Genomic DNA, 26113 nt, shown 5'->3' with positions numbered 1-26113 from the left:
GTTAGACTATGCAACAGCTCAGCAGCGCAGCGGCAACCGCCGTGCCGACGCACACCTATACCCAGGTTAAATGGATGACCTGCCTGATGTTCTTCGTCTTCGCCATGACCACGGATGCCGTGGGGGTGATTATTCCCGAAGTGGTCAAGCAGTTTGACCTTAGCCTGACGCAAGCAGCCGCCTTTCATTACGTGCCGATGATTTTTATCGGTTTATCCGGTCTATTCCTGGGCCAACTGGCCGACCAGCTTGGCCGGAAGAAAATTATTCTGTTTGGCTTACTGATCTACTCCCTGGCCTGCTTTGCCTTTGCGCTGGGGCAGAGTTTTTACTTTTATAACTTATTGTTGGGGCTATGTGGCCTGAGTATCGGTTTATTTAAAACTGGCGCCCTGGCACTGATTGGCGATATCAGCCCGAATTCTGCCAGCCATACCCGGCTGATGAACCGGGTTGAGGGTTTCTTTGGCCTGGGCGCCATCGTTGGCCCGGCCCTGGTTGCGATCCTGCTGATGTTTGATATGGCCTGGGAGCAGCTGTATTTTGTGGCCGGCTTTATTTGTGCGCTGTTACTGTTGATTGCCTACCGCATGGACTATCCGCTTTACTCACCACAGCCTAAAGCCTCGATCTGGCAAACTCTGGCTCTGGTGAAAAATCCTTATGCGCTGGGCTTCTCGCTGGCCATTGCCTGCTATGTCGCAACTGAAGTGGCGGTCTTTGTCTGGTTACCTACTCTGTTACAGCAATATGAGGGTCAGTGGACCTTACTGGCCGCACATGCCATTACCGTATTCTTTATTTTGCGGACTATCGGCCGCTTTCTTGCGGAATGGTTACTGACCCGCTTTAGCTGGACCATTCTGCTGGCCTGGTTTAGCAGTGTTATCGCGCTGTGTTTTGTCCTTAGTATGTGGCATGGCGTAGCCTGGGCGCTGTGGTTGATGCCCTTATCCGGCCTGTTTATGTCGATGATGTACCCTACGCTGAACTCTAAAGGCATCAGCTGTTTCCCACGCAAACAACATGGCGCAGCGGCAGGCCTGATCCTGGCCTTTACCGCTCTGGCGGCCGCGCTGGGGCCACTATTGATGGGTATAGTCGGCGACTGGTTTGGCGACGTACGCTACGGCTTTTATCTGGCTACCGGCTTTGCGCTGCTGCTGGCAGCGGCAATGTGGTGGAACCATCTGTTTAATCCGGCTGAGGCTCAATTACAGGCGATGTCCGACTAAGGCGTAATAACCGCTATTATTGATTTTCTCTCGTGCTGTTGCCCCGCTTTAACGGGGCTTTTTTTATTGCTAAAGCCAGCACCAAGTTGCAAGGCTCCCGACCTTGCAGTAAGGTAGCGCCGCGCTATTACTCTGATCAGGTAGATATGATGTCCAGACCCTTTGCTACTATTCTGCTACTTGCCAGCCTGTTTGTTGCGGGTTGCGATCAATTTAAAACCCTGACCGAAGCCGAGCAGATCGCGCGCAGCATTCAACAGGAAGTTAAACGTAACGAACGGGGTCTGGATGCGTTGATCGCAGCCGCAGATAACACTACCTATGATGGTTTCGCCTGGCGGCGCGGCGAACGGATCCAGATCCGCCAGCGCCTGACTGAGGGGGAACAACAGGGCGAGCTGCAGTTACTGGCCGAGGCAGAAGCGCCTGAGATCATTGCCACTGCGGTGGCCAATAACCTGCCCAGCTTTAGTATAGTGCGCTATCAGCAAGGCTGGCTGGTGGTGTTTAATACCTATCTGACCGAACATTGTCAGGCGGTTTATGCCTATGCCTACCGCGGCCAGCTACCCGAGGTGCCGCCTTGCAGCGAAGAGCGCTTTGCCGAAACAGCCAATGGCCAGTGCCAAAGTCCGATCACGCCCAATTGGCAACTGTTTAAAGAATGGTTCTTTGCCGAGTCGCTGGTGGCAGAAGGTAACCCCAAATGCATCAGCAAAGCCGAACAAGGCTGGCGGGTTAGCGCCAATTAATTGCCAAGCCTACTTACGCAAACTCAAGCAAACTTAATATTAAATCGATTCCTTGCTCTGAACGTTCTGTGAGACTATTATTTGTACGTTAATTTGTACTAAGTGGAGTTCAGTATGAGCCGTATTCACCTTGATCAAGATATTCGACCCTTGTCTGAGTTCCGTGCGGGCGTCGCATCTTTTATCAAGCAAATCAATGAAACTCGTCGCCCACTGGTTATTACACAGCGTGGTAAAGGTGTCGCCGTTGTTCTCGATGTTGCTGAGTACGAAGCCATGCAAGAAAAAATCGAATTACTTGAAGAAATGCGTGCTGCAGAAGTGCAGCTAGCTGCAGGTATGGGTATATCGAGTGAAGATGCGCGCTCCCAAATACTGCGCCGTCTGGAAAAATGAAAGTAGTTTGGTCACCTCTAGCGTTACAAAAACTTGGTGACGCGGCAGAATTTATCGCCGCGGATAATCCTGTCGCAGCAAACAAATAGGTTTGTCGTTGATTTGAATATCTTTTGGCAAGCGCCGCGCCCTTAAGCGCGGTGTAAGAAAAGAATAAGCCTTGTGCCCAACTTACAGTGCCGTTAACCACAGTACCTGATAAGGCTGCAGCTCAAGCCGGGCGCCCTGATACATGTTACCGCTTAACTCATCCCGCCACTGGCTGCTGGCCGGCATCGCCAGCGTCTGACTGTGTTCGCTAAAATTGACCACACACAGCAAACTTTGCTGATCCTGATAACGACGATAGCTAAACAGATGCGGATTGGCGCTGGCCAGAATTTCGGTTTTGCCCTGCCCCAGTAGCGGCAAGTGCCGCCTTACGCCCAGCAGCTGCTGCAGTTGCTGATAAATTTTACCGGACAGCTTAGTACTGTCGGTGGCGCTTTCAAGCTGCTGCTCGTTAACCGCCACCCGGTTCACCCAGCGGCTGTCATCTTTTTTCGCTGCATCCTGCTGATAGCTGTAATCATTTAACAGGCCCAGCTCATCGCCCATATACAGCAGCGGCAAACCGCCGATACTCAGGATCACGCTATTAAGCAGGTAAATACGGGCCAACGCATGCTGTAAATGCACCGTATTACCGGTTTTCAGAGCCTGCTCAACGCCGGTCAATGACGCCAGCATGCCGGCAACGCGGCAATCGCCGGTTTGCGGATTTTGCTGAAACGGCACCCCGCTGGCAAAGCTACCGGCAAATTGCCCGGTATAGAACTGATTTAAAAATTGCCGGTGATGCTCCGGGTTAATCCCCAGCTGCCAGGCGACATTATCGTCAAAGGTCCAGCCGATATCATCATGACAACGGATATAGTTAACCCAGCTACAATGCGGGTCAATCGCAAAGCGCCGCTGTAACGACTCGGTCAGCAGGCGGGTTTTACGGGTCGCCAGACTATTCCACAGTAAAGCCATTAGCAACGGGTTGTATGACAGCTGACACTCCTCCGGGGCGATATATTTTACCACCTCATCCGGATGCACTATGGCTTCTGATTTAAACTGCAGCGCCGGCGCCGCTAGCCGTGCCACCTGATTAAAGGCGCGGATCAAGGTGTGTGCCAACGGCAGGTTTTCGCAGTTAGTGCCGGCCTCTTTCCAGACAAAGGCTAATGCATCCAGGCGCAGTACGGCAGCACCCTGATTGGCCAAAAATAGCATTTCTTCCGCCATCGCATTAAATACCGCCGGGTTAGCGTAATTCAGATCCCACTGGAAACTGTTAAAGGTGGTCCAGACCCAGTGCCCGGAATTGGCTTCCCGCGTAAAACAACCGCGGCGGATTTCCGGAAAAATTTCCCGTAGATAAGGCGCATAGCGATCGCGTTCCGCTTCATCAAAAAAGAAGTAATAATCCTGGTACTCTGTGTCGCCCGCTTTGGCTTTTTGCGCCCAGCGGTGCTCATCTGAGGTATGGTTAAACACAAAGTCCAGCACCGGTCTGATGCCATGCTGATGCAGCGACTGCATCAGATCTGCCAGCTCAGTCATAGTGCCCAGCTTAGGCATGGTGGCGCGGTAATCTGATACCGCATAGCCGCCATCGCTATTTGGCTCGGGCGCTTTAAACAGCGGCATCAGATGCAGATAATTAATCCCGGTTTGCTGTAAATACGGAATACGCTGCTTTAACCCCTGAAAATCGCCGGCAAACAGATCGACATAACAGGCCGAGCCAAGCGCCTGCTCCGATTGATGCCAATCTTGCGGCGCAGCATCTTCCGCCAGCAGATAATCTGGCCGCTGCGCTATGGCTTTAGCCAGAATTTTTAGCAGCTGCTCCAAATGATAATAGGCATCAAAGCGTGCACCATAAAGCGGCAGATACAATGCCAGCAAAGCCGGTAACTGCTGCTGTAAGCGCTCCGCCAGCAGCGGCCAGCGCCCTTTCGCCAGTGTTTTTAGTGACGAGCTATAACGTTTAAGTAAAATATCAGAAAAATGCGCTAATTGTGCAGGATCAGCTGTCATGGAGCGGGTCAGATACTGTGGCATAATCAAGGGTCCAAACCAAAGTTTTATTCGCTATCTTTGCTTTATTTTTGCCGCATTGCAAGCTTTTGCTAAAAATTTAAGCAATTTTAGCCAGCGTCCAATTTACAACAGCAGGCGAATAGGCTAGCTTAAACTTAAACATTTAAGTTAAATCTTTACGGGTACCATAATGTCACTACCAGTCTATTGTTTTGGCGAAGTCTTAATTGACTTCTTACAGGATCCACAACAAGCCGGTGTCTTTCGCCGCTTCGCCGGCGGTGCACCGGCAAATGTCGCTGTAGCCGTAGCGAAACTGGGTGGCGATGGCCGCTTTGTCGGCATGCTGGGGGCCGATATGTTCGGGGATTTTCTGCAAGCCGAGCTTGAACATTATGGCGTTAATGTCGGCGCCTGTGCCCGCACGGCAGAGGCAAAAACAGCGCTGGCCTTTGTTGCGCTCAATGCCGACGGCGATCGCAGCTTTTCATTTTACCGGCCACCGGCAGCAGATTTGTTGTATAGGCTCAGCCATCTGCCGGCAGATTTCTGGCAGCAGCAGGCTATTTTGCATTTATGCTCGAATAGCCTGACCGATAGCGCCATTGCCGATACCAGTTTTGCACTGGTAGCCGAAGCCAAACGCCACGGCTGGTTAATTTCTATCGATGCCAATTTGCGGCATAACCTCTGGCCAACCGGGCACGCCAACCGCGAGCTGGTGCAACAACTGCTACAACAGGCCGATATCATTAAACTCAGTGACGATGAACTGCGTTATCTGGCCGGGGCTGGCGACGAGCACGACTGGCTAAACGCGTTAAATGCGAAGAAGCAGCGCTGGATAGTGGTTACCGCCGGTAGCGCAGCCGTGCAGAGTTATAGCAAGCTTAATCTGAGCATCCCGGTGCAACCGGTAAAAGTGGTCGATACTACTGCCGCCGGCGACGCCTTTGTCGGTGCCTGGTTATATCAGCTTAGCCAAACTCTTATCTATCAAGACTGGCAAAGTCTATTGGCCGATCAGGTGTTACAGCAACTGATATTACAAAAAGCCATTAAAGCCGGCTCCCTTACCTGTCAGCATTTTGGGGCCTTTACCGCCCTGCCCACCCGCTTTGAATGGGATGCCAGCTAGCCTTCGTTAGTCAGCCGTGCTGGTGTTTTGACCAGTGTAAAAAAGGGCTGTTAATGACAGCCCTTTTCACTGATATCAGCTAATGCGGTTAGCTTAAACCGTGTTGATAGCCATACCAGGCGGCGATAATACAAACAATCAGTATTATCAGATATTGACCCCAGGGCCGTTTTTTCTCGGCAAAGGGATCATTGAGTGAACGTTTAGCGCCCTTCGGCAAATGCGCTAATCCGGTCAAGGAGGCGCCAAAAGGCACGTTAATTTTCGCCCGGGCATTCACTGCCCAACCATTGGCATCCAGTAAGGGGCCGATATTGCGCCGGCGTAATGTTAAATAGGCCAGCAGCATCGACGGTGTTGAGATCAGCAGCATTACCCCGAGTAGTACCAGCGGGACTTGCCACCAGCTAAGCGAAAACAAGCCCGCTACGATCGCGGCCAGTGCAGTACCTAAGGCACCTAACGCCAGACCAAAGGCAGCAAAAATACCGGCGAATTTGGCAATATCAAAGCTGCTTGGCGCCGTTGCCGGTGCAGCAGCCGCATCAGCCACGCCACTGGTAGTTTGGGTTTCGATATCCTTATCGCGGGAAGCGGCAAATTTCTGGATCTGACCTTCGATAAAGGCAGCAACCCGCTTATAGGGCGACCAGAATGCCTGGCGGATACTAACCGGTTGCGCCACCACTTTAGTCACTGTTGCTCGCCAGTCACGGCCCTTGCGGTCATAGAAGATGCCGTTACGCCCGGCAACCATCAGCTCATCGACATCGCCACCGGTTAGCGCCGCGACGATATTAATCGGCGCTTCGCCCTGACGCATACAGCTACAATATACCAGGTAGCAACCACTAAAGGGGGCCATAGTGGCGTGCCGGCCTTGATCGGCAACCTGCATCACCAGCTCACAGCTGCGCTGATCCAGATACAGGGTACCAGCCTGGAAAATGGCTTTGTGTTCGCCCTGATAAAAATCACTGAGGCTGACAAAGTTACGTAGCAAGGTCACCAGATCCCGCTGATAACGCAGTAACTTTTCCAAGGCTAACAGATGATCGGCAAAAGTACTGGCGGCAAGATCGTCATTAATCAATGCTTCCAGCCGGTTTTTTACGTCACCGGCAACCAGTTGTTGCAGATATTCCAGTTCCAGACTATGGAGGGCGGTATCCGGTTTCGCCGCCTGCCAGCTACGCCAGGCTGCCAACCTGGCAGAAACCTGTTGCCAGTCAGCCGCAGTCAGCACTTCATAATCAGCCCCCAGTAACGGAGTCAGCACTTTGTCTTTTAACGTGGCGATAGCGCAAGCCCAAGCTGGGTTAATACCAAGACTTAAGTCCAGAGGGCGCTCCGCCGCAATGGCAGACAATGGTAAAGCCGCTATCTCGGCATCAGCATCAGCTACCACGCGGTTAGCCAGCACTTCATAAACCGAAGCAGACGGATTTAAGGTATCGGCAGCGCGCTGATCAAAGGCGGCCAATTGACAACGTACAAAATAATCATCAACTTTCGCTTTAACCGCTTCAAAAGCGGCAACGGCATCGGCAGTGGAATCGGCCAGCGGACAAAGCTGATTCTGCTCTGCCGTAAAAGCCGCGTGCCAGTTAACTACCGCTTCGGCCTGCTCAAAAAATGCCGATAAGGTATCCTGAGTCACACCAAGACCGCCACTGCGGTCGGCAACCCCACCCTGAGTTTCGACGATCTGCAGCAGCACCGATTGTAAGCTTTCATCTGTAGTCAGCTCCGGCATAATCACGCCATCGCCATTAAAGTGATCAGCCGAGAATAACCGTGTTGTATCCAGCACATCCTCCACCTGCAGGCTCTGCTCAGCTGTTTTATCGCTATAGCGCAGTACCAGTTCGGCGGCATGTTTAATGCCGGCACCTTCGGCGTCCTGATCAGCAATCGCAGCAAGCGGCAAGCCAGGTGGTGCAAACATAATGCTAGCATCCGTCAGGCGCTGGCAACTCCAACGCACTGCCGACAGGATCTCCGGTACCCGGATTTGGCCGTCGCCGTCACCATCCATTAGCGCCAGGGTACGGTCGTCAAATTCCAGGCCGGTAGTTGGGCAATTAAGTACAGTCCATAGCTTAGGATCGAGTTCGTGCAGATGCAGTAAATCACCTGCAGTTTCAATCGCGACTTGATCAAAACCGCCGGAGCGGAAGAAACGCCATTGATGGGGTTTGGTTGCAGCAGTCAAGGTTTCTCTCCGTGAAGTGTTATTTTCGCTCTCAGCATATGCCAGCTGAGGCAAAGTTGCCAATAACTAAAGAAAAAACAGCCAGATCAGCAGATGTCAAACGCCGTTTTTCACAACGGTTTTATGGTAGGCTAAGTCAAATTTGTTGACAGGAGTATCAGGGTGCAGATCGTTATTCAACCAGATGCACAAGCTGTGGCCCGTTATGGTGCCGCTGCAATTATCCGGCAAATCAGGCAACACCCTGCCTCTGTGCTGGGGCTGGCGACAGGTGCGACACCCATTCTGCTGTATCAACAATTAATTACTGCCTATCAGCATGGCGAGGTGTCATTTCAGGCCGTTAAAACCTTTAATCTGGATGAATATATTGGTTTAGCGGCAACGCATCCACAAAGCTACCGCTATTTTATGCAACACCACTTATTTAATCACATTGATATTCAGCCAGAAAATACCGCAGTGCCAGAGGGTGACGCCGCAGATCCGTTACTTGCCTGCGAGCAGTATGAGCAAAAAATCATGGCCGCAGGTGGTATCGATATACAGCTGCTGGGCATTGGTCGTAATGGCCATATTGGCTTTAACGAGCCCTCGTCCGGATTGCGTTCACGCACCAGGATTAAAACCCTAACACAGCAAACCATCGCCGATAATGCCCGTTTCTTTGCGCCCGGTGAATATCAACCACATCTATCAATCACTATGGGCATCGGCACCATTCTGGATGCTCGCAAAGTGCTGTTACTGGCAACGGGTAAAGCTAAAGCTAAGGCATTAAAAGCGATGGTAGAGGGGCCACTGAGTGCCAGCTGTCCGGCATCAGCTTTACAGCTGCACCAGCAGGCTACAGTAGTACTGGATGAGGAAGCCGCCAGTGACTTAGAGCAACTGGCATTTTACCGCCATATTGAACAGGAAAACGCGGCCCTGTTGCGCCGCCTGAATCGTGATTAGCCGCCGTTGTTATGACCAGCGTCGTAGCTTATGGCCTTTCATCGCATAAAATAAGATATAAAGATAGGCTGGAATGAGAATCCAGTACGCACCCTGGCTATTGCCGGACAGTTCGGCCAGATAACCATAACTTAGTGGTAAAACCGCGCCACCGGCAATACCCATTATCAGCAAGGCTGAGCCGGTAGCGGTTAACTTCCCGAGGCCTTCCAGCGCCAAGGGCCAAACCGCCGGCCATACCAACGCATTGGCCAACCCCAGTAAGGCAACGAACACCACGGTATCCGGCACCAGCGGAATACCCAACCAACCAAATAACCAGGCTGATAATTGCTGACTCTCGGTTGCGCCAAACAGGACACCTAAACTGAGCAAGACGCCCGCGACCGCCGACAACTGCAGAGCACGGCCTTGTGACAGGTAGCGCGGGATTAGTAATACGCCAAGGAGGTAACCCAACACCATAAAACCCATGGTATAAGAGGTCAGCACACCAAAATGTGCTACGCCCAGTTGCTTACCATAGAGCCCGATCGTATCGCCAGCAATCACTTCGACGCCGACGTAACAAAACAGCGCTAATACACCCAGCACCAACTGCGGATAGGCCAGTACTGCTTTTACGGCCCGCAACTCAATACCACGATCATTTTGCTGATCGGGCAACTCGGGTAAGGGCGCAAACCAGATGAATACCGATAACAGCAACAGCATCAACGTCATATAGATGTACGGCAGCACTAACCGATTCGATAACTCCGCCAGCTGCACCTGCTGCTCTGCCGCAGGCAATAGCGCCAGCGCGTCAGCACTATATTGTTCAATATTGGTCAGCACCAGGGTGGCAAATACCATCGGCACTACTATACCGGCAGCTTTGTTAACCAAACCCATAACACTGATCCGCATCGCAGCACTGTCGCGCGGCCCTATACAAACCAAATAGGGGTTAGTTGCGGTTTGCAAAATCGTCAGGCCAGTACCCAGCATAAATAACGCCAACAAAAACAGTGGGTAAGCCGCTATTTTCGCTGCCGGAATAAACAGCAAGGCGCCAAAGGCCATAATCAGTAAGCCAGCCAGCATGCCCTTTTTGTACCCCAGATAGTTCAGTAAAAACGACATCGGGATCGCCATGACGGTGTAAGCGATATAAAACACAAAGGTCACCAACAGTGCCTGAAATTCGTTTAACTGACAGACAATCTGCAAAAATGGAATAAGTGCACCATTAAGCCAGGTCACAAAACCGAACAGAAAAAACAGCACCGCCAGAATCAGCATTGGCACCAACACCTTGGGTGCTGGCGTGGTTGGAGTGTTGGGCATCTTCGGCTCCTTATTGTTATTTTTATTGTCGTTACCGGCTTAGATTACCGGCTTAACCCAGTTGCGCTTCGCCGTTAATCCAGCATTGTTGTACCTGTAGCTGCGCGTTCAATTGCACCAGATCAGCCCTATGGCCGGGTTGTGCCTGGCCGCGGTCAGTCAGCCCCAGCGCCTGCGCCGGATATAAGGCTGCCATGCGCAGACTTTCAGCAAGGTCAAGCTGTAAAGTATTCACTGCATAACGCACGGCGGCCGCCATATCCAGCACTGAGCCTGCCAGTGCGCCGCTACTGTCAGTCAACTTATTACCCTGGCGGGTTACCTTACCGGCAAAGAAATCAAATTCGGTCTCGTCGGTGCCAACCGGAGACATCGCATCTGTGACTAACAGCACCTTGCCGCGGGGTTTTGCTATTACTGCCAGCTTTGCAGCTAACGGATGCAAATGTAAACCGTCCAGAATCAAGCCACACCAGCTTTGACTGTCGGTTAGCGCAACGCCCACCATGCCGGGCTCACGCGAAGTTAGTGGCGACATTGCATTATATAAATGAGTAAAGCCCTGCGCGCCGGCAGCGAGGGCTTGCTGTACCTGCGCGGCACAGGCATTAGAGTGGCCAAGCCAAACTTTAACACCGGCGGCGGTTAAACGTTGAATTTGCTCTGGCGTCACATTTTCCGGCGCCAGCGTAACCAAGACACACCCAAGATCACGGCGCAGATACAGCTGCATCTCTGCCTCTGCCAACGGCCGGATATGTTGCAGCGGATGCACACCTTTTTTCGGTGCCGATAAATGCGGCCCTTCGAAATGAATTCCCAAAATGCCTGGCTCACCAGCAGCAATGGCTGCGGCAATCACATCGGCACTTTGCTGCATCACCGCCAGTTGGTCGGTGATCAGGGTTGGCAGCAGTGCCGTGGTACCAAAACGGCTATGGGCTTGTCGCATCCGGCGAAGCGTGTCAATCGTCGGTGCGTTATTAAACAGCACGCCGCCACCGCCATTCACCTGTAAATCGATAAACCCCGGCACCAAATAGGTTGCCTGTGGCGTATCACGACAGGGTCGGATGTCTGCAATACGACCGTTTTCAATCAACAACTCGACATTTGACTGCCAGACAAAACCATCAAAAAATTGGGCAGCGCTAAACACTTGCTGCATAAAGAACCTGTAAGGAAAGACGTTATGCCATCTAAACTAACGCCTATGCGCGAAAAGCTCAAGTATTCGCGATGGGGACCCGTCCCGCTTTCACAAACCCAGACCACAGGCGCGGTTGTGGTGCCAACACAAACAGATCACCGTTTTGCCCCTGCAGTTGTTGCGGCACCCCAACCTCGCGGGCAATGGCAGCATTGGCTTGCATATGCGCAGCTTCGCCATGGACCGGTATCGCCACGGCCGGTTTTACCGCCTGATACATCTCAGCCAATTCCCCCTGATTCGGATGGCCAGAGACATGGATTGGCAATAAGGTATCCGCCGCCTGCAACACTTGCAGCTGTTTGGCTTTCAGTTTGTCCACCAACCGGCTGACCAGCATCTCATTACCGGGGATCAGATTGGCACTGAAAATAACTAAGTCATCTTTTGCCAGCAGCAGCTGAGGATGACGATCTTCAGCCAGTTTACTCAGGGCGGCTCTGGGCTCGCCCTGGCTGCCGGTTGCTGCGACCAGCACTTCTTCCGCTGGCAAAAAACCAATATGGGCGTTATCAATCAGCGGCAGATCATCCGGCCAATAACCGCAGGCACGCGCCGCACCGACCATATTCTCCATCGCCCGACCGAACAGTGCCAGGTAACGGCCGGTTTGCTGGGCAATGCGCCCCAGGCTAATTAAGCGGCCGATATTACTGCTAAAACCGGTTACCAATACGCGCTTCGGTGCCTGACTGACCACCTCACGCAGCGCATGAAAGCAAGCGGTTTCCGACAACGAAAAGCCACTTTTTAGTGCATTGGTTGAATCACAGACCATAGCAGTAATACCTTGCGCTGCCAGCCGTTTAAATACCTGCGGTTTGAACGGCCGGCCCAGCATAGGTGCCGGATCCATTTTCCAGTCGGCGGTATGAAACACCTTGCCGGCCGGGGTGCTGATTAACAGTGCCTGACATTCCGGGATCGAGTGGGTGATATTTAGCCAATTGACGAGAAAAGGCCCGATCTGACAGGTACCGCCGGGCGGGATTTCAATAATGGGCATCTGCTCAATAAGGTCGGTACGCGCCAGTTTACGGCGCAGCACCTCGGCGGCAAAGGGGGTGCAATACACCGGCGCTTGCAAGCGCGGCCATAAATACGGCAAGGCACCAATATGATCTTCGTGGGCATGGGTAATAATAATGCCGCACAGATTTTCGCGTTGTGCGGCAATAAAGCTGGGATCGGCGGCCTGCACTTCAGCCGTGAGCTGCGGTGGCTGTGTCTGCGGCTGCAGCGGATTATAAAAGGTGACACCGCAATCCACCATTAACCAGCGCCCGGCATGACCGTATAAATTCAGGTTCATCCCAATTTCGCCGCAACCGCCAAGCGGCAAAAACCAGAGATCCTGCTCGCCGGCTAAGGTCATTTCAGCGCTCGAACGGCTGGCCATGTCACCTCGTATTACACTACTATCAACTGCTAAGTGCTACGTATGATACGCCATTCACGTTCACAGACCCAGCAGACATTTCCGCTATCAGCGACGGGGTGGCAACATTTTTAGCAGCGTGCGATCTTTTAAATGATAGTGATGGTAAAGCGCGGCCGCGGCATGCCCCAAAATCAATAGCCACACCAGATAAGCTCCGCCCTGCTTGTGAATAAAATCCATCGGCGCTTCAAATTGCTCAAAACTCAGGCCCATACCATCCGCAACCAGCGTCTGAAACAACCAGGTATCGGCAAATTTCGGGATCTCAAATAAAAAGAAAAACTCGGTTGCCACGCCGGTACCTAAATAGCCGGTCAATGGCATCACAATCAGCACGCCATACAATACCAGATGCCCCAGATGCGCAGCCTTTTGCATCAGCGCCGAACCCGGCTCAGCCTCAGGCTGAACATTAGTCAGCCGCCAGTAGAGCCGCAGCACTACCAGCACCGCGATAGTCACGCCAAAGGATAAATGCAGCTGCAGTGCGGTCCAGTTCTCCGGCGTCCGGGCCTCAGTAAACCATTGCCGGTAATACACTGCGACATAGGCCAGTAAAAACAGCAGTGCCGTCAGCCAATGCAGCGCGCGGGCAACCTTGCCATAGTGAGTTGGGGAGTTTTTTAGCATAACGAAATCCAGTAGCCTTTGTTAACCAAACTATTAGCCTAGTTTGACGCCCTAGTGCACTGGCAACAACAGTATTAGTTGCTCACTTTGTTGCAGAAATTCGAATAACGTCAGGCAAAAGCGCTCAGCAAGGTGTAATCAACGCTATCAGGCGCCATGAACTTTGATTACACTAGCCACTGCTATTTTTACCGTAGTTTGAAGGATAACGGACAGATGTCTGAGTTGTTTCCTATAGCCAATCCGGTTGTTGTGTTTGCGATTGTGGCCAGCCTGATCCTGATTTGCCCTATTCTATTAGCGCGCTACCGCTTACCCGGTATGCTGGGTTTACTCTTCGCCGGTGCCCTGCTTGGCCCCAATGCGCTGAATGTGCTGGCCCGTGATCAGTCTTTTGTGCTCTTTGGCACCGTTGGCTTGCTGTATATTATGTTTATTGCTGCACTAGAGATTGATATGCAGCAATTAAAACGCTCCAAATCGCATACCTTGCTGTTTGGTCTATTCACCTTTGCCATCCCGCAGGCAACCGGCACTGCCGTTGGCTTATTGCTTGGCTTTGACTGGCTGGCCGCAATACTGCTGGCCAGTATGTTCGCCTCTCATACGTTGCTGGCCTATCCTATCGCCAGCCGCTTAGGCATTAGCCGCAACCCGGCCGTAACGACTGCCGTTGGCGGTACTATTATTACCGACACCCTGGCTCTCTTGGTACTGGCAGTGATTGCAACCATGGCCAAAGGCGAGCTTAGCGAGCATTACTGGCTGCAACTTGGCATAAGTTTAAGCCTGTATATCCTGCTGATCTTAGTGTTATTACCCAGGCTGGCACGCTGGTTCTTTCGCAGTGTCGGCGGCGATGGCGTGGCGGAGTTTGTGTTTGTATTGGCGACGGTCTTTATCTGCGCCAGCTTCTCACATCTGGCCGGTGCTGAGCCGATTATCGGTGCCTTTTTAGCCGGGTTAGCCCTTAACCGTATTATTCCGCATAACAGCACCCTGATGAACCGGCTGCAATTTACCGGTGAAGCGATATTTATCCCATTCTTTTTGTTATCGGTTGGTATGCTGCTGGATGTCGGGATTTTCTTCGCCAGCCTTCGTGCCTGGGTAATAGCCTTTGCTATGGTCGCCACAGTGATTTTAACCAAATGGGCCGCTGCGGAGCTGTGCCGGCTATTTTTGGGCTACAGCAAACCGCAAGCGCGGGTCGTATTTGGCTTAAGCGTGGCCCAGGCCGCCGCCACACTGGCCGCAACCATGGTCGGCTATGAAATTGGCTTGTTTGATGAAGCGGTGGTAAATGGCGCCATTCTTATGATTTTGGTTACCTGCTTTTTGGCACCCTGGCTGGTTGACCGCTACGGCCGGAAAATTGCGCTTAGCAGCCAACAGCAGCCCGAGGAAAGCCTGGCGGAGCAACGGATTATGGTAGCACTGGCACCGCAGCAACAGATGGAACCCTTTTTACAGTTGGCGAAATGGCTGCGCGCGCCGGGCGCCCGTCAACCTGTGTACGCGATGACAGTGGTAGAAGAGCAGCGTGACCACAGCCTGCCGTTACAACAAGCCGCCAGTCGACTGGAGCAGGCGGTCAGTTATCTGGCTGCCGCCAATATTCCGGCTCAGGCCAAAACCCGGCTGGATCTGAATATCAGTGATGGTATTTTGCGTAGCCGCCGGGAACTGAATGCGACTGAAGTTATTGTAGGCTGGAGCGAACACAGCAGTACCGCCGAGCTGCTATTTGGTTCAATGTTAAGCCGCTTGCTGGCCGATCCGGGTTATACACTGCTGGTGAAGCGTCAGCTGTCACCACTACAACACGGTCAACGCTTATTCTGGCTTATTCCACCGAATGCAGAAAAAGAGGCCGGCTTTGCTGAAGCGCGCGAGTTGGTGCAACGTCTGGCGCAACAGTTAAGTCTGACGGTACAGCTCTGTTGTCAGGATAACCAGGTCGCGGCTATCAAAGCCGCGCTGAATAAAGCCAATATCAGTGGTTACATTACCGCGCCGCAGTATCAGTTGTTACCCGATCAGCTGCATAAGCTGGCACCGACAGGTGACTTACTGGTGCTCTACGGCGTGCGTCAGGGTGGTCTGGCCTGGGATGCTGATCTGCCCCGTTTACAGCAAAGGCTGAGTCAGGCACTGCCGCACACTAATTTGCTGGTGATTTATCCGGCCGAACGGCAAGATCCCATCGTGACTGCCACCGTCGCTATCGCCTAGCCTGTCAGCAAAATATAGCGGGCTTTGCCAGCCCGCTTAGATCCCTTCCCCTAAAAACACCTTGCTATAACGTGGCAGGATCCAGGCTTGTTCGCCCTGCTTCAGGTTTAGTTGCTTAAACTGCTCTTTCGGCAGTTCAACGTGAATCAGCTGTTGATCGGATTCAGCCAGCACTTCCAACCGCACTGACGGACCAACAATGGTCACCAGATCCAGTTTTACTTTAATGGCATCGGGCTGTGGCAGGTTAAAGACATCAATTTCATGCGGCCGCACATAGGCCAGGCCGTCTTGCTCTTCGCTGTTGGTATATTCCGGTGACGGCACCCTTAACTGTCCGATACTGCTCTGGCCTTGTTTTACCCGGGCATGAAACAGATTTACATTACCTAAAAACTCATACACAAAGGGATTGGCCGGGTTGTCATACACCTGCTCCGGCGTACCTTCCTGCTCAATGCGGCCTTTGTTCATCACCACGATACGATCAGCCACTTCCAGCGCTTCTTCCTGATCGTGGGTAACAAAAACACTGGTGACATGAATTTCATCATGCAAGCGGCGCAACCAACGGCGCAGCTCAGCGCGCACCTTGGCATCCAGCGCACCGAACGGTTCATCCAACAATAACATTTTCGGTTCAACTGCCAGAGCCCGGGCCAGCGCAATTCGCTGCCGTTGTCCGCCCGAGAGCTGTGACGGATAACGATCGGCTGTCCAGCCCAGCTGCACTAACTCCAGAAGATTGTTCACTTTTTTGGCGATCTCCGCCTTCGAGGGGCGGAATTTTTTTGGTTTAACCGTTAAGCCGTACGCCACGTTTTCAAACACCGTCATATGCTTAAACAACGCATAGTGCTGAAACACAAAACCGACACCGCGCTCGGAGACATGCTGACCGGTAATATCTTCGCTATTAAAGCGGATAATGCCACTGTCCGCTTGTTCCAGCCCGGCAATAATCCGCAGCAAGGTGGTTTTACCCGAGCCGGATGGCCCCAGTAAAGCGGTAAGCTCACCGGTTTTTATATTTAAATTAACGTTGTCCAGCGCCACAAAATTGCCAAAGCTTTTCCGAACCTGCTCAATACAAATGCTCATGACTGTCCTCTTTGCTTAAGCAAAGCTGTGTTATTTTTCACCGAAAATCTAATCTGGATCATAGCAATGCTTTTGGATAACTTTAAAATCACATTTTCAATGCTGATATAGCCAAAAGGAATAAATAGCTCCATCTTACTGTTATAAGTTATTCCTAAATCACTGACGAGTCCGCTTTTCACTCACACAAAAGCGTATTACAGTATTATGACAACGGTGGAGCCGTTAATCACAATCTCAATCCGGAAAACACAGATGAAACTATTTAATCTCTCTCTACTGGCCGCATCCTTGCTGGCTGTGGGCACTGTTCAGGCCAATAACGTCGAAATCTATGGTCTGGCGCATCTCTCGCTGGACCGCTTGGATAATGGCGTCGACAGCGGCACCAACGTTTCCAGTAACGCCAGCCGGTTGGGGTTTCGTGCCAGTACCAAACTGGAAGGGGACTTAGAAGCCTTTGTGCAGCTGGAACAAACCATTCGTATCGATGAGGGTGCCGGTAGCTTTGCCGATCGCGATTCTTTTGTCGGCCTGCGTGGCGATTTTGGTACAGTAAAAATTGGTCAGTTCGATACACCGCTAAAAGTATTGCGCGGTAAGGTCGATCAGTTTGGTGATCGGGTGGGTGATATCCGTAACGTCAGCCGGGTTAGTGGCGGAACCATTGGTAATGTGTTTGACGAGCGCTTTAAAAATGGTGTGGCTTATCAAAGCCCGACCGTCAATAACCTGACCTTTGCCTTTCACTATACGCCGCATAACAATACCGGCGCTACCGTAGATAATCTGCGCGAGTCTTACAGCAGCTCCATTACCTATGAGCAAAAAGGCATTTATTTAGCTGCGGCCTTTGAGCGTTTTGAAGGCACTGATGGTTTAGATCCGCAGGCGATCCGCCTGGGTGCTTACTATGATATTACGGATGCCATCCGCCTGACGACATTGTGGCAAAGCGCCAAGGATATTCCGGGTGGCGACCGCAATGTTTATGGTGTTGGTGCCAGCTACAAGCAAGGTAACTATGTCTGGCGCGGCCAGGTTTATCAAACCGGCGACAACGATACGGCAGACAGCGGCGCAACGTTATTCGCTGTGGGTGTAGACCGTAATTTTGGCCGTGAGTTAGTGCTTTATGCTGTTTACCTGAGGTATCCCCAGAAATTTTGTAGTTAAAATAAAAATTTAGGTAATTAGGGAACATTCATGGCGGTTCCCGATCTGATCATTCGCCAAAAATCCCACACCGCGGATGCTCGCCATGAATGTTAAAACTATGCTCGCTGATTTCCTCCGATTTGTCACCCCAAAAACCATGCATAAAGCCAGATTTTCTGTCTTGTTAGATGCGGTTACTGCTCTTGCTAAAGACGCTCGTTGCACCGTTACAGCAATTGGTCGCGCTATGCCAGGGCCCTCAGACAAAATCAGCATCAAGCGAGCCGACAGATTACTCAATAATGCCAATCTGCAACGAGAGCTACCATTGATTTATGCCGCGTTGACTGCTTCTGTTGTAACCCCCCATTCCCATCCAACGATTTTAGTCGATTGGAGTAATGCGGATACCGCCAAGCGTCACTTTATTTTACGAGCGAGTATTGCTGCGGACGGCAGAGCATTAACGTTGTTGCAAAAAATCGCTGCTGAAGAAGAGTACACCAGCCCCCGTTTGCATCAGGCATTCTTAGAACAACTTAAAGCTATGTTACCAGAAGGCTGCAAGCCAATTATCGTGACAGACGCCGGATTTAAAGTGCCTTGGTTAAAACAAGTACGCGAATTCGGCTGGCATTATGTCGCCAGAGTCAGAGGGAATGTGAAGCTGAAAGTGGCAGAGCAGGAAGAGTTTATCACTGTTAACCAATTTTATCGTAAGGCCAAAGCCAAGCCCAAGCATGTCGGCAACATCTTACTCACCCAATCTCAGAGCTATGAAACACAAGCTGTTTTGGTTGGAAAAGGTTACAAGTTATTGAAAAGAGATAAAAACAGGCAATACAAAGAGCCTTGGCTATTAGTTTCCTCTTTACCAGAAAGTCATGGATATGCCGAGAAAATTGCCAAATGCTATAGCTGCCGAATGCAGATAGAAGAAAGCTTCCGGGATCAAAAAAGTCACCGTTACGGGTTAGGTAGCGATCTACATGGTACTCGCAAGAAATCACGCTTGGAGATCTTACTGCTCTTGGCAGCCCTGGCTAACTGGTTTCATTACCTGCTTGGCAGTGCGGGTGAGAAGGCTGGCTTACAACGACGTTATCAGGCAAATACCGTTAAGCATAGACGAGTGCTCGCTCTTTGTTCCCTTGGGATACTGCTCTGTAAAGAGCAAAAGCTTAATATAAGTAGGCGATATTATCAGCAAGGGCTAAAGCAAATTTTGCAGTGGATAGCTCAGTGGTGCTGGACACCGGACGATCTGATAGAGTGTGGATAATATGGGGGAGCAATTTGTGGGGATCCCTCAGGCTGTTTACGGTATCACCAGTAATGATGACAATGCCGCCTTCCGCATCTCTGGCGGCGGCCGCGGCACTCAGTTACCGGCGATCGCCGGTGAAGATAGCACCGGCTTATCGCTGGGGATTATCTACCGCTTCTAAGCTCAGTGCGGGTAGTCTGCTACCCGCTTGCTTTGCCGACACAACCTATATCTCGCCACACCTACTCCCCTGATCTTCATCAACACCGAAATAATTTTTCAGCATTTTTGCTGCTTAATGTTTTCTTAAGCTTCGCCACCTAACCTGCCAGCATCGAGGTTAAACCGGAGCGTCTTATGTCTGAACCCTTATTACTGGCACCACCCGCTACCGCTATACCGCTGCTGTGTAGCCTGGGAAATATGACCAGTAAACTGACTTTGCTGGCAAGACAAGCCGATGGCCGCGCTGAAGTAGAAACCCTTATCGCCCGCGAGTTTCAGCGCAAGCATCAGGCCGAAATCCGCTACTTTCTGCCACAATTGCTAAGTTTACGCTGCGCCGGAACCCTGACCGCAGCGGTCGGGGTACAGGCCGCAACGCAGGGCCCGCTGTTTCTGGAGCAATATCTGCCACAGCCGATTGAACAGCTGCTGTCAGAACAATCCGGGCAAGAGGTAAAACGCGGGCAAATTCTGGAAATCGGCAATCTGGTATCGGCACGCGCCGGTAGCAGTTTGTTACTGATGGTTGCCTTAAGTGAACTGATTGCCGCTAGCCGCTTTCGCTGGGTAACCTTTACCGCAACTGATGAAGTGCAATCGCTGTTAAGCAAGCTACATTATCAACCGATACTGTTAGCCGCAGCCAATGCCGATAAGCTGCAGCATCCCCAAGTCTGGGGCGCGTACTACCAAAAACACCCGCAAGTGATGGCAGGTATGGCCTTACCGGCCATTACCAGCGCCCGGCGTTTGCCGCGCTATCAGTTGTTACAGCAGTTATTGGCTCCACAGCTGACTGAGCTGCAACCGCAATTGGCGCGGCTAACGGAGGCTGGTCATGGCTAAGTCAGTACCTTTGGATTTTCCTAGCCTGCGCCAGTTTGCCGACCGCCCGGCGTTAACTGACGGTCAACACAGCCTGAGTTATCAGCAACTCGCTGCACAGGTATCACAACTGGCCAACTGGCTACAACAACTGCCGGCACAGCGCTTTGCCATTAGCGGCCCGAACAGCATCAGCTGGATTATTGCCGATTTAGCGCTGGCCGTGAGCGACAAAATTTGTGTTCCACTACCACGTTTTTTCTCAGCCGCGCAGCAAGCCTATATCCTTGATACCGCCGCGATCGAGATCGTACTGGAGACCGAGCCACTTGCCGGCAGCATAGCCAGCGCAGTGCCGGGTTTATGGTATCGGCAGATGCCGCCAGCAGGCACTCACTCAATACCAAGCTTTCCGTTCTTGAGCGGTAAAGTCACCTTTACCTCTGGCACTACCGGCAGCCCGAAAGGCGTATGTTTAAGCTGGGCACAGCAGGCGGCGACCTTAGCCGGCTTAGTTAAAGCACTAGGCGCAGAATTTAGTGCTGAGGCACAACAGCAACAACTGCGACATTACTCTCTGCTGCCCTTATCTACCCTGTTGGAAAATCAGGCCGGTGTGTATTTACCACTGGCTCTGGGGCAGCAAATTATTGTGCTGAACGAATCGCAAAGCGGTTTGAGCGGAAGTTCAAAGCTCGATTTAGCGCAATTGGCACAAAGCCTGGCGCATTACCAGCCGCACAGCCTGATCCTTACACCACAGTTGCTGCAAGCGCTGCTGTTGATTTGCCAGCAGCAACCGGCACTGGCAGCCAGCTTTCGTTTTATTGCCGTTGGTGGTGCTCATTGCGCTCCGGCATTACTGGCACAGGCCGCACAGCTGGGGCTACCTGTCTATCAGGGCTACGGTTTATCCGAAGCTGGCTCAGTGGTGGCTTTAAACTTACCTGCGGCGAATCAGCCCGGTAGCGTCGGCAAAGCGCTACCTCATATACAACTGCGGATTAACGCGGGCCAGATTGAAGTAAAAGGTCAGCTCTATGCCGGCTATTTAGGCGAAGCCGCACGCGACGCCGACTCTTGGTTAGCGACCGGCGATTTGGGGCAACAGGACGGTGACGGCTATCTGAACATTGACGGGCGCAGCAAACAACTGTTGATCAGCAGCTTTGGCCGAAATATCTCGCCAGAATGGCTGGAAGCTGAGCTACAACTTTGCCCGTCGATCGCTCAGGCCATGGTATGCGGTGATGCCAAGCCCTGGCTAAGTGCACTGATAGTGCCGAGATCGGCCAGGCAGTTGACCGAGCTTAGCGCCCAGCTACAGGCACTTAACGCCCGGCTCCCGGATTATGCGCAAATTCGTACCGTCTTGCTGCTAAATGAACCCTTTAGCAGTCAAAACCAGCAACTTACCGATAACAGCCGGCTGCGCCGCCAACATATTCTGGCGCGGTACCAACAACCTATTGAGCAACTTTACCACCTTACCCCAACAACGGCAGAGCCAGTGCTTGTGCCGCTAAACCAGGAGCATCGCGATGAGCTTTTATCAGCAATTAATTGAGCAAACCCAGGCCGAACGCGAGTATTTGTTAAGTGCACCGCTGATCCAGCGCTGCCTTAAGCAACAAAGCTTTACGCTCGCCGAGTATCAGGCGTTTCTAACGGAAGCTTACCATCATGTTAAGCACACAGTGCCATTGCTGATGGCTGTTGGCAGCAGGCTAAGCAGTGCCCAGGAATATTACCGCGAAGCCATTGCTGAATATATCGAAGAAGAGCTGGGTCATCAGGAATGGGTGCTGAATGATCTTGCAGCGACCGGCGCCGACAAAGAGCAAGTACGCCACGGCACACCGCGCCTTGCTACCGAACTGATGGTTGCCTACGCCTATGACACTGTGCTGCGAGGCAACCCGCTGGCGTTCTTTGGCATGGTGTTGGTACTGGAAGGCACCAGCGTTAACCTCGCCACCGGTGCCGCTGAGATTATTCAGCAGCAGCTACAGTTACCCAACAAAGCCTTTAGTTATTTACGCTCGCACGGCAGTTTGGATATTGAACATCTGAGCTTTTTTGAAAAACTAATGGACACCATTAGCGATGCAACCGATCAGCAAGCGATTGAGCATGCCGCTAAAGTGTTCTATCAGCTGTATGGCAATATCTTCCGCAGTATTGAAGCCGCACCTGCGGCTAAGGTGGCGGCATGAGCGCCGCTGCCCTACAGGGCCAAACACTACTGCTACTCGGTGCCAGTGGCGGTATTGGTGCCGCACTGGCGAAGCAACTCGCGGCACAGGGCGCGAACCTGATTATTAGCGGGCGCAATCTCGTCCCCCTGCAGCGGTTAGCAACGCAACTGGCCACTAAAACCCAGTGTGTGGCCGCCGATCTTAGTGATGCTTCGGGTCGCGAGCATTTACTGCTGGCACTACCCGACAAGCTGGATGGCGTGATCTTCGCTGCAGGTTATAACGATTTTGCGTTGTTTGAACAGCAGGATCCAACAGCGATACACCGGCTATTTGCACTAAACACGCTGCTGCCTATACTACTCACCCGCGCCCTGCTACCCCGGCTGACACCACAGGGGCGCTTAGTTTATGTTGGCTCGACACTGGGTGCTATCGGCTATCCGGGCTATGCCGCCTATGGTGCCAGCAAAGCCGCGCTAAAGCATTTTGTGCAGGCGCTGCGCCGGGAAATGGCCGATACCGCCCTGCAATTTTGCTATATCGCACCCCGGGCTACCCAAACCAGTATGAACACCCTGGCAGCACAGCAGCTGAATCAGGCGCTGGGTAGCAAAACCGATCAGCCTGAGTGGGTTGCATCCCAAATTCTAAACCAGTTAATCGCAAAACAGATGCAGGATCAGAACCTTGGTATGCCGGAGCGACTGTTTATCCGGCTCAATGCGCTGCTGCCAGCCTTACTGGATAAAGCACTACGCAAACAACTGACGACCATCAAACAATTTGCCCGACGGCAAGCCGCAGGGTTAACCCACAATGCGCTGGCTGAAGTGAAAAACGTCCCTGCCAGCGATAAAGGAGCATACAAATGAAAAAAATCTCTTCACTTATTGCCCTAAGTTTACTCAGCGCCAGCTTACTGCTGGGGTCAGTACAGGCCGAAAGCTCGCTCTCCGCGATACCGGGCGAACTAAGTCAGATTCAACAACAATGGGCGACCGTTAAATATCAGCAAAGCGGTAAAACCCAGGAACAGGCTTTCGCCGAACTGGTTAGCGCCGCCCAAGCTGCCGTAAAAGCTCACCCGGAGGATGCCCGCTACCTGATTTGGGAAGGTATTATCCGCGCCACCTATGCCGGCAGTGTCGGCGGTTTGGATGCGCTTAGCGAAGTTAAAACCGCGAAAAAGCTGTTTGAACAGGCGCTAAAGCAGGATGAGAAAGCGCTGGATGGCTCGGCCTATACCAGCCTGGGTTCGCTGTATTATCAGGTACCAGGTTGGCCTGTCGGCTTTGGTAGCGATAAAAAAGCCCGCGAATATTTGCTAAAAGGCCTGGAGGTTAACCCTGACGGTATCGACAGTAACTATTTTTACGGTGATTTTTTACTGCAACAAAAAGAATATAAGGCCGCCGTGGCGGTACTGGAAAAAGCCTTACTGGCGCCACCACGCCCTGGCCGTGAGGATGCCGATGCCGGACGCCGGCAGGAGATTGAGCAAGCGCTGACTAAAGCGCGTAGCAAAATTAAAAGTTAACTCCATGCAGACGCAATCTTCGTAGTAAAGATCAGCTTTAGTATAAAACGTAAAATGCCGGTTTAGCCGGCATTTTTATTTGGGTTCATCACCATCACTCTGCTACTGAGCGATAGCGCTGCTCCCGATATAACCAGGACGGTAGTAACACCTGCGCCAGTGCCCGGCGCTGTGCTGCCGGCTCGGCAGCAGCATCTGTTAGCACCAGTTGTTTATCATTCAGCAAATAGCGCGCGACAACACTGCTACCATCTGGTTTTAATATCGTCACTGCCGCTTCGCGGGTGTTTTGCTGCTCTAACAGGGCAAAGTACTGATCAAACTGCAGCAGCGCCCGCCCCGGCGACTCAGCATCACGGCTAAAATCCCGCCCCAGTAGCGGCGTTTGTGCACTGATGCCCATTAAAGATAAGATCGTAGGTGCTAAATCAATCTGGCTGGCCAGGCTGCTAATAGTTTTTGGCTTCAGATCCGCACCTAACATCAGCGCCGGGATCTGAAATTTATGTACCGGTACCAAACTATTACCATACACCCGGTTATCGTGGTCGGCGACGATAACAAACAGCGTATTGTGCCAGTACAGTTGCTGTTTCGCCTGTGCAATAAATTTACCCAGCGCATAATCGGCGTACTTAACTGCATTATTTACCGTCGCCTTTTCACTGTCGTACAGCGCGATTTTACTGTCAGGAAACTCAAAGGGCTCGTGATTGGACGAGGTAAAAATCAAACTAAAAAATGGCTTTTGCTGAGCGGACATTTCCGCTAAATGTTTAGCCGCCGCGTTAAATAAATCTTCATCACTGGCGCCCCAGCTGCCAACAAACTCCGGCTTCGTCATTTTCGGTAAATCGATCACTTCGCTAAAACCATTACCGGTAAAAAAGCCGCGCATATTGTCAAAATGCGCTTCGCCACCATAGACAAAGCTGGTATGAAAGCCTTGCTGCTGCAGGGTGCTGGCCAGAGTATAGAAGCCTTGCTGCGCGCCGGAGAGTTTTACCACACTTTGCGCCGGCGTCGGCGGAAAACCAGACACCACAGCTTCAATACCACGCACCGAACGGGTGCCGGTGGCATACATATTTTCAAACCACCAGCCTTCGTTTTTGAGCTGTTCCAGCTCCGGCGTTACCGGCAAGCCACCCAGACTTTTCACAAAGGTTGCGCCCAGGCTTTCTTCCAGAATAATCACCAGGTTAAGCGGCTGCACACGTTCCTTTGCCGGCTGGCGCAGTGCCAGAGTAGGTAATTGTGGATCATCAAATTCCAGGTGTTTTAACCACGGCCAATCCAGCGCCAACTCAAGCATGTCCTGCTGCGGCAACGTGCCATAGATCTCACTGGAGCGAGCTTCATGTTTCAGGCTATAGATGGCGTATAGCACTGAGTATGGCGAGTTGATAATCAGCGAGTTCACCATCGCATCGCCGGTAATGGCAAACAGCGCCGGATTGGCTGGGCGGTGCTCCGTGGTGGAGCGAATAGCTGCAAAGGCAAGCAATACCAAAAGCGGCCAGCTAATTAGCAAAGTACGATAACGGGCAAAAGGTCGAGTTTGCGCCAGTACCTGCCGCAGCGCTAGATTGCCCAGCCACAATAACGCTATCGAGGCCAGCACACCGCCAAGCAGCATACCGCGATAACCTTGCCATAGGGTACCAAACACCTCTTTCGGATACTTTAAATATTCGATATAGAGCCGGTTCGGTCTGACATCGTATTGCAAAATAAATTGCGGCGTCGAGACTTCCAGTAAAATCACCAGCGCCAGCCCCAGTAACAACCAGAGATGATTTAGCTGTAGCCAGACCTTAAAACTACTCTGTCGCGCCAGTAAGGGGGCAAGTAATAAAGGTATTGCCAGCCACAGGCCAATAAAAATCAGATCGGCTCTTACCCCCTGTAGCAGCAGAATGCCAATATCAGCTGCAGCCGTTACCCGGTCGAATTGCCAAAGTACTAAGCCAAGCCGGCTAGCGCTTAACAGCAGTAGCGTCACCACACAAAAAACCAATAACGGCAAATAAGGGCCGGCGCGTTTTATCGGCTGCAGTACGCTAGTCATAATCTAAGCTCCACCAAGAAGTTGGCGCTAGCTTAGGGTGAAAAACTTAAGATTTTCTTAAGTAAATGAGGTTAATCTGGTTATAGTTAACAGACTGACCGTAAACGGATAAAT

The 26113-nt window shown here is 51.9% G+C and carries 22 protein-coding genes; 14 read left to right on the top strand and 8 right to left on the bottom strand.

Features of this window, described 5'->3' with window-relative positions; genetic code table 11:
* The first annotated feature begins 8 nt into the window (after positions 1-8).
* The 3 genes from AJE_RS15485 to AJE_RS15475 all read left to right on the top strand — a co-directional run bounded on the left by AJE_RS15485 (position 9) and on the right by AJE_RS15475 (position 2383).
* A complete protein-coding gene (locus AJE_RS15485; RefSeq protein ID WP_008951633.1) occupies positions 9-1235 on the top strand; it encodes an MFS transporter in 1227 nt (408 codons plus the stop codon).
* 146 nt (positions 1236-1381) lie between these two features.
* Positions 1382-1987, top strand: coding sequence for a hypothetical protein (locus AJE_RS15480; RefSeq protein WP_237709378.1), 606 nt, complete (start codon positions 1382-1384; stop codon positions 1985-1987).
* 114 nt (positions 1988-2101) lie between these two features.
* The gene (locus AJE_RS15475) at positions 2102-2383 is read left to right on the top strand and encodes a type II toxin-antitoxin system Phd/YefM family antitoxin (RefSeq protein ID WP_008951631.1); all 282 of its coding nucleotides are present in this window, start codon (positions 2102-2104) and stop codon (positions 2381-2383) included.
* A gap of 171 nt (positions 2384-2554) precedes the next feature.
* On the opposite strand, the gene AJE_RS15470 is transcribed toward AJE_RS15475, so the two are convergent.
* The gene (locus AJE_RS15470) at positions 2555-4480 is read right to left on the bottom strand and encodes an amylosucrase (protein WP_008951630.1); all 1926 of its coding nucleotides are present in this window, start codon (positions 4478-4480) and stop codon (positions 2555-2557) included.
* A 169-nt stretch (positions 4481-4649) separates the two neighbouring features.
* Here AJE_RS15470 and AJE_RS15465 point away from each other — a divergent pair, with 169 nt between their 5' ends.
* Entirely contained in the window at positions 4650-5597 is a 948-nt protein-coding gene (locus AJE_RS15465) for a carbohydrate kinase family protein (protein ID WP_008951629.1), read from the top strand.
* Positions 5598-5685: 88 nt separating this feature from the next.
* On the opposite strand, the gene AJE_RS15460 is transcribed toward AJE_RS15465, so the two are convergent.
* A complete protein-coding gene (locus AJE_RS15460; RefSeq protein WP_008951628.1) occupies positions 5686-7812 on the bottom strand; it encodes a hypothetical protein in 2127 nt (708 codons plus the stop codon).
* Positions 7813-7974: 162 nt separating this feature from the next.
* On the opposite strand from AJE_RS15460, the gene nagB reads away from it, so the two are divergent.
* Complete coding sequence (nagB, locus tag AJE_RS15455; protein ID WP_008951627.1) at positions 7975-8769, top strand: glucosamine-6-phosphate deaminase; 795 nt, start codon at positions 7975-7977, stop codon at positions 8767-8769.
* Between the two features lie 9 nt (positions 8770-8778).
* Here the strand turns inward: nagB and AJE_RS15450 are convergent, their stop codons facing one another.
* The 4 genes from AJE_RS15450 to AJE_RS15435 all read right to left on the bottom strand — a co-directional run bounded on the left by AJE_RS15450 (position 8779) and on the right by AJE_RS15435 (position 13379).
* On the bottom strand, positions 8779-10098 hold the full coding sequence (locus AJE_RS15450) for a sugar MFS transporter (RefSeq protein WP_008951626.1): 1320 nt from the start codon (positions 10096-10098) through the stop codon (positions 8779-8781).
* Between the two features lie 52 nt (positions 10099-10150).
* Positions 10151-11266, bottom strand: coding sequence for an N-acetylglucosamine-6-phosphate deacetylase (gene nagA, locus AJE_RS15445; RefSeq protein ID WP_008951625.1), 1116 nt, complete (start codon positions 11264-11266; stop codon positions 10151-10153).
* A gap of 58 nt (positions 11267-11324) precedes the next feature.
* Positions 11325-12707 carry a ribonuclease J gene (locus AJE_RS15440; protein WP_008951624.1) on the bottom strand — a complete coding sequence of 461 codons (1383 nt, stop codon included), beginning with the start codon at positions 12705-12707 and terminating at the stop codon, positions 11325-11327.
* An 87-nt stretch (positions 12708-12794) separates the two neighbouring features.
* Positions 12795-13379: a cytochrome b gene (locus tag AJE_RS15435; RefSeq protein ID WP_008951623.1), complete on the bottom strand. Its 585-nt coding sequence runs from the start codon at positions 13377-13379 to the stop codon at positions 12795-12797.
* Between the two features lie 216 nt (positions 13380-13595).
* On the opposite strand from AJE_RS15435, the gene AJE_RS15430 reads away from it, so the two are divergent.
* Positions 13596-15614 carry a cation:proton antiporter gene (locus AJE_RS15430; protein ID WP_008951622.1) on the top strand — a complete coding sequence of 673 codons (2019 nt, stop codon included), beginning with the start codon at positions 13596-13598 and terminating at the stop codon, positions 15612-15614.
* 36 nt (positions 15615-15650) lie between these two features.
* Here AJE_RS15430 and AJE_RS15425 read toward each other — a convergent pair whose 3' ends face one another.
* Positions 15651-16715: a sulfate/molybdate ABC transporter ATP-binding protein gene (locus AJE_RS15425; RefSeq protein ID WP_008607783.1), complete on the bottom strand. Its 1065-nt coding sequence runs from the start codon at positions 16713-16715 to the stop codon at positions 15651-15653.
* Positions 16716-16970: 255 nt separating this feature from the next.
* Between AJE_RS15425 and AJE_RS15420 the strand changes: the two genes are divergently transcribed.
* From AJE_RS15420 to AJE_RS15390, 8 genes are all read left to right on the top strand, one after another.
* A complete protein-coding gene (locus AJE_RS15420) occupies positions 16971-17891 on the top strand; it encodes a porin (RefSeq protein ID WP_008951621.1) in 921 nt (306 codons plus the stop codon).
* Between the two features lie 76 nt (positions 17892-17967).
* Entirely contained in the window at positions 17968-19155 is a 1188-nt protein-coding gene (locus tag AJE_RS15415) for an IS4 family transposase (RefSeq protein WP_083216315.1), read from the top strand.
* A 1-nt stretch (position 19156) separates the two neighbouring features.
* Positions 19157-19321, top strand: a complete 165-nt coding sequence (locus AJE_RS18495; RefSeq protein ID WP_237709377.1) for a hypothetical protein — start codon at positions 19157-19159, stop codon at positions 19319-19321.
* A 176-nt stretch (positions 19322-19497) separates the two neighbouring features.
* Positions 19498-20211, top strand: coding sequence for a thermostable hemolysin (locus tag AJE_RS15410; protein WP_008951620.1), 714 nt, complete (start codon positions 19498-19500; stop codon positions 20209-20211).
* Positions 20204-21757 (top strand): AMP-binding protein, encoded by a 1554-nt coding sequence (locus AJE_RS15405; RefSeq protein WP_008951619.1) that lies wholly within the window; start codon positions 20204-20206, stop codon positions 21755-21757. The genes AJE_RS15410 and AJE_RS15405 overlap by 8 nt, the downstream gene beginning before the upstream one ends.
* The gene (locus AJE_RS15400; protein WP_008951618.1) at positions 21732-22406 is read left to right on the top strand and encodes an iron-containing redox enzyme family protein; all 675 of its coding nucleotides are present in this window, start codon (positions 21732-21734) and stop codon (positions 22404-22406) included. The genes AJE_RS15405 and AJE_RS15400 overlap by 26 nt, the downstream gene beginning before the upstream one ends.
* A complete protein-coding gene (locus AJE_RS15395) occupies positions 22403-23263 on the top strand; it encodes an SDR family oxidoreductase (protein ID WP_008951617.1) in 861 nt (286 codons plus the stop codon). The genes AJE_RS15400 and AJE_RS15395 overlap by 4 nt, the downstream gene beginning before the upstream one ends.
* Positions 23260-23928, top strand: coding sequence for a tetratricopeptide repeat protein (locus tag AJE_RS15390; protein ID WP_008951616.1), 669 nt, complete (start codon positions 23260-23262; stop codon positions 23926-23928). The genes AJE_RS15395 and AJE_RS15390 overlap by 4 nt, the downstream gene beginning before the upstream one ends.
* 94 nt (positions 23929-24022) lie before the next feature.
* Here the strand turns inward: AJE_RS15390 and AJE_RS15385 are convergent, their stop codons facing one another.
* Positions 24023-25999, bottom strand: coding sequence for an LTA synthase family protein (locus AJE_RS15385; protein ID WP_008951615.1), 1977 nt, complete (start codon positions 25997-25999; stop codon positions 24023-24025).
* Between the last annotated feature and the right edge of the window lie 114 nt (positions 26000-26113).

Source organism: Alishewanella jeotgali KCTC 22429 (genome assembly GCF_000245735.1).
Lineage (GTDB): Bacteria > Pseudomonadota > Gammaproteobacteria > Enterobacterales > Alteromonadaceae > Alishewanella > Alishewanella jeotgali.
The sequence above is the reverse complement of the archived record's forward strand: the minus strand, read 5'-3'. Positions and strand labels throughout refer to the sequence as shown.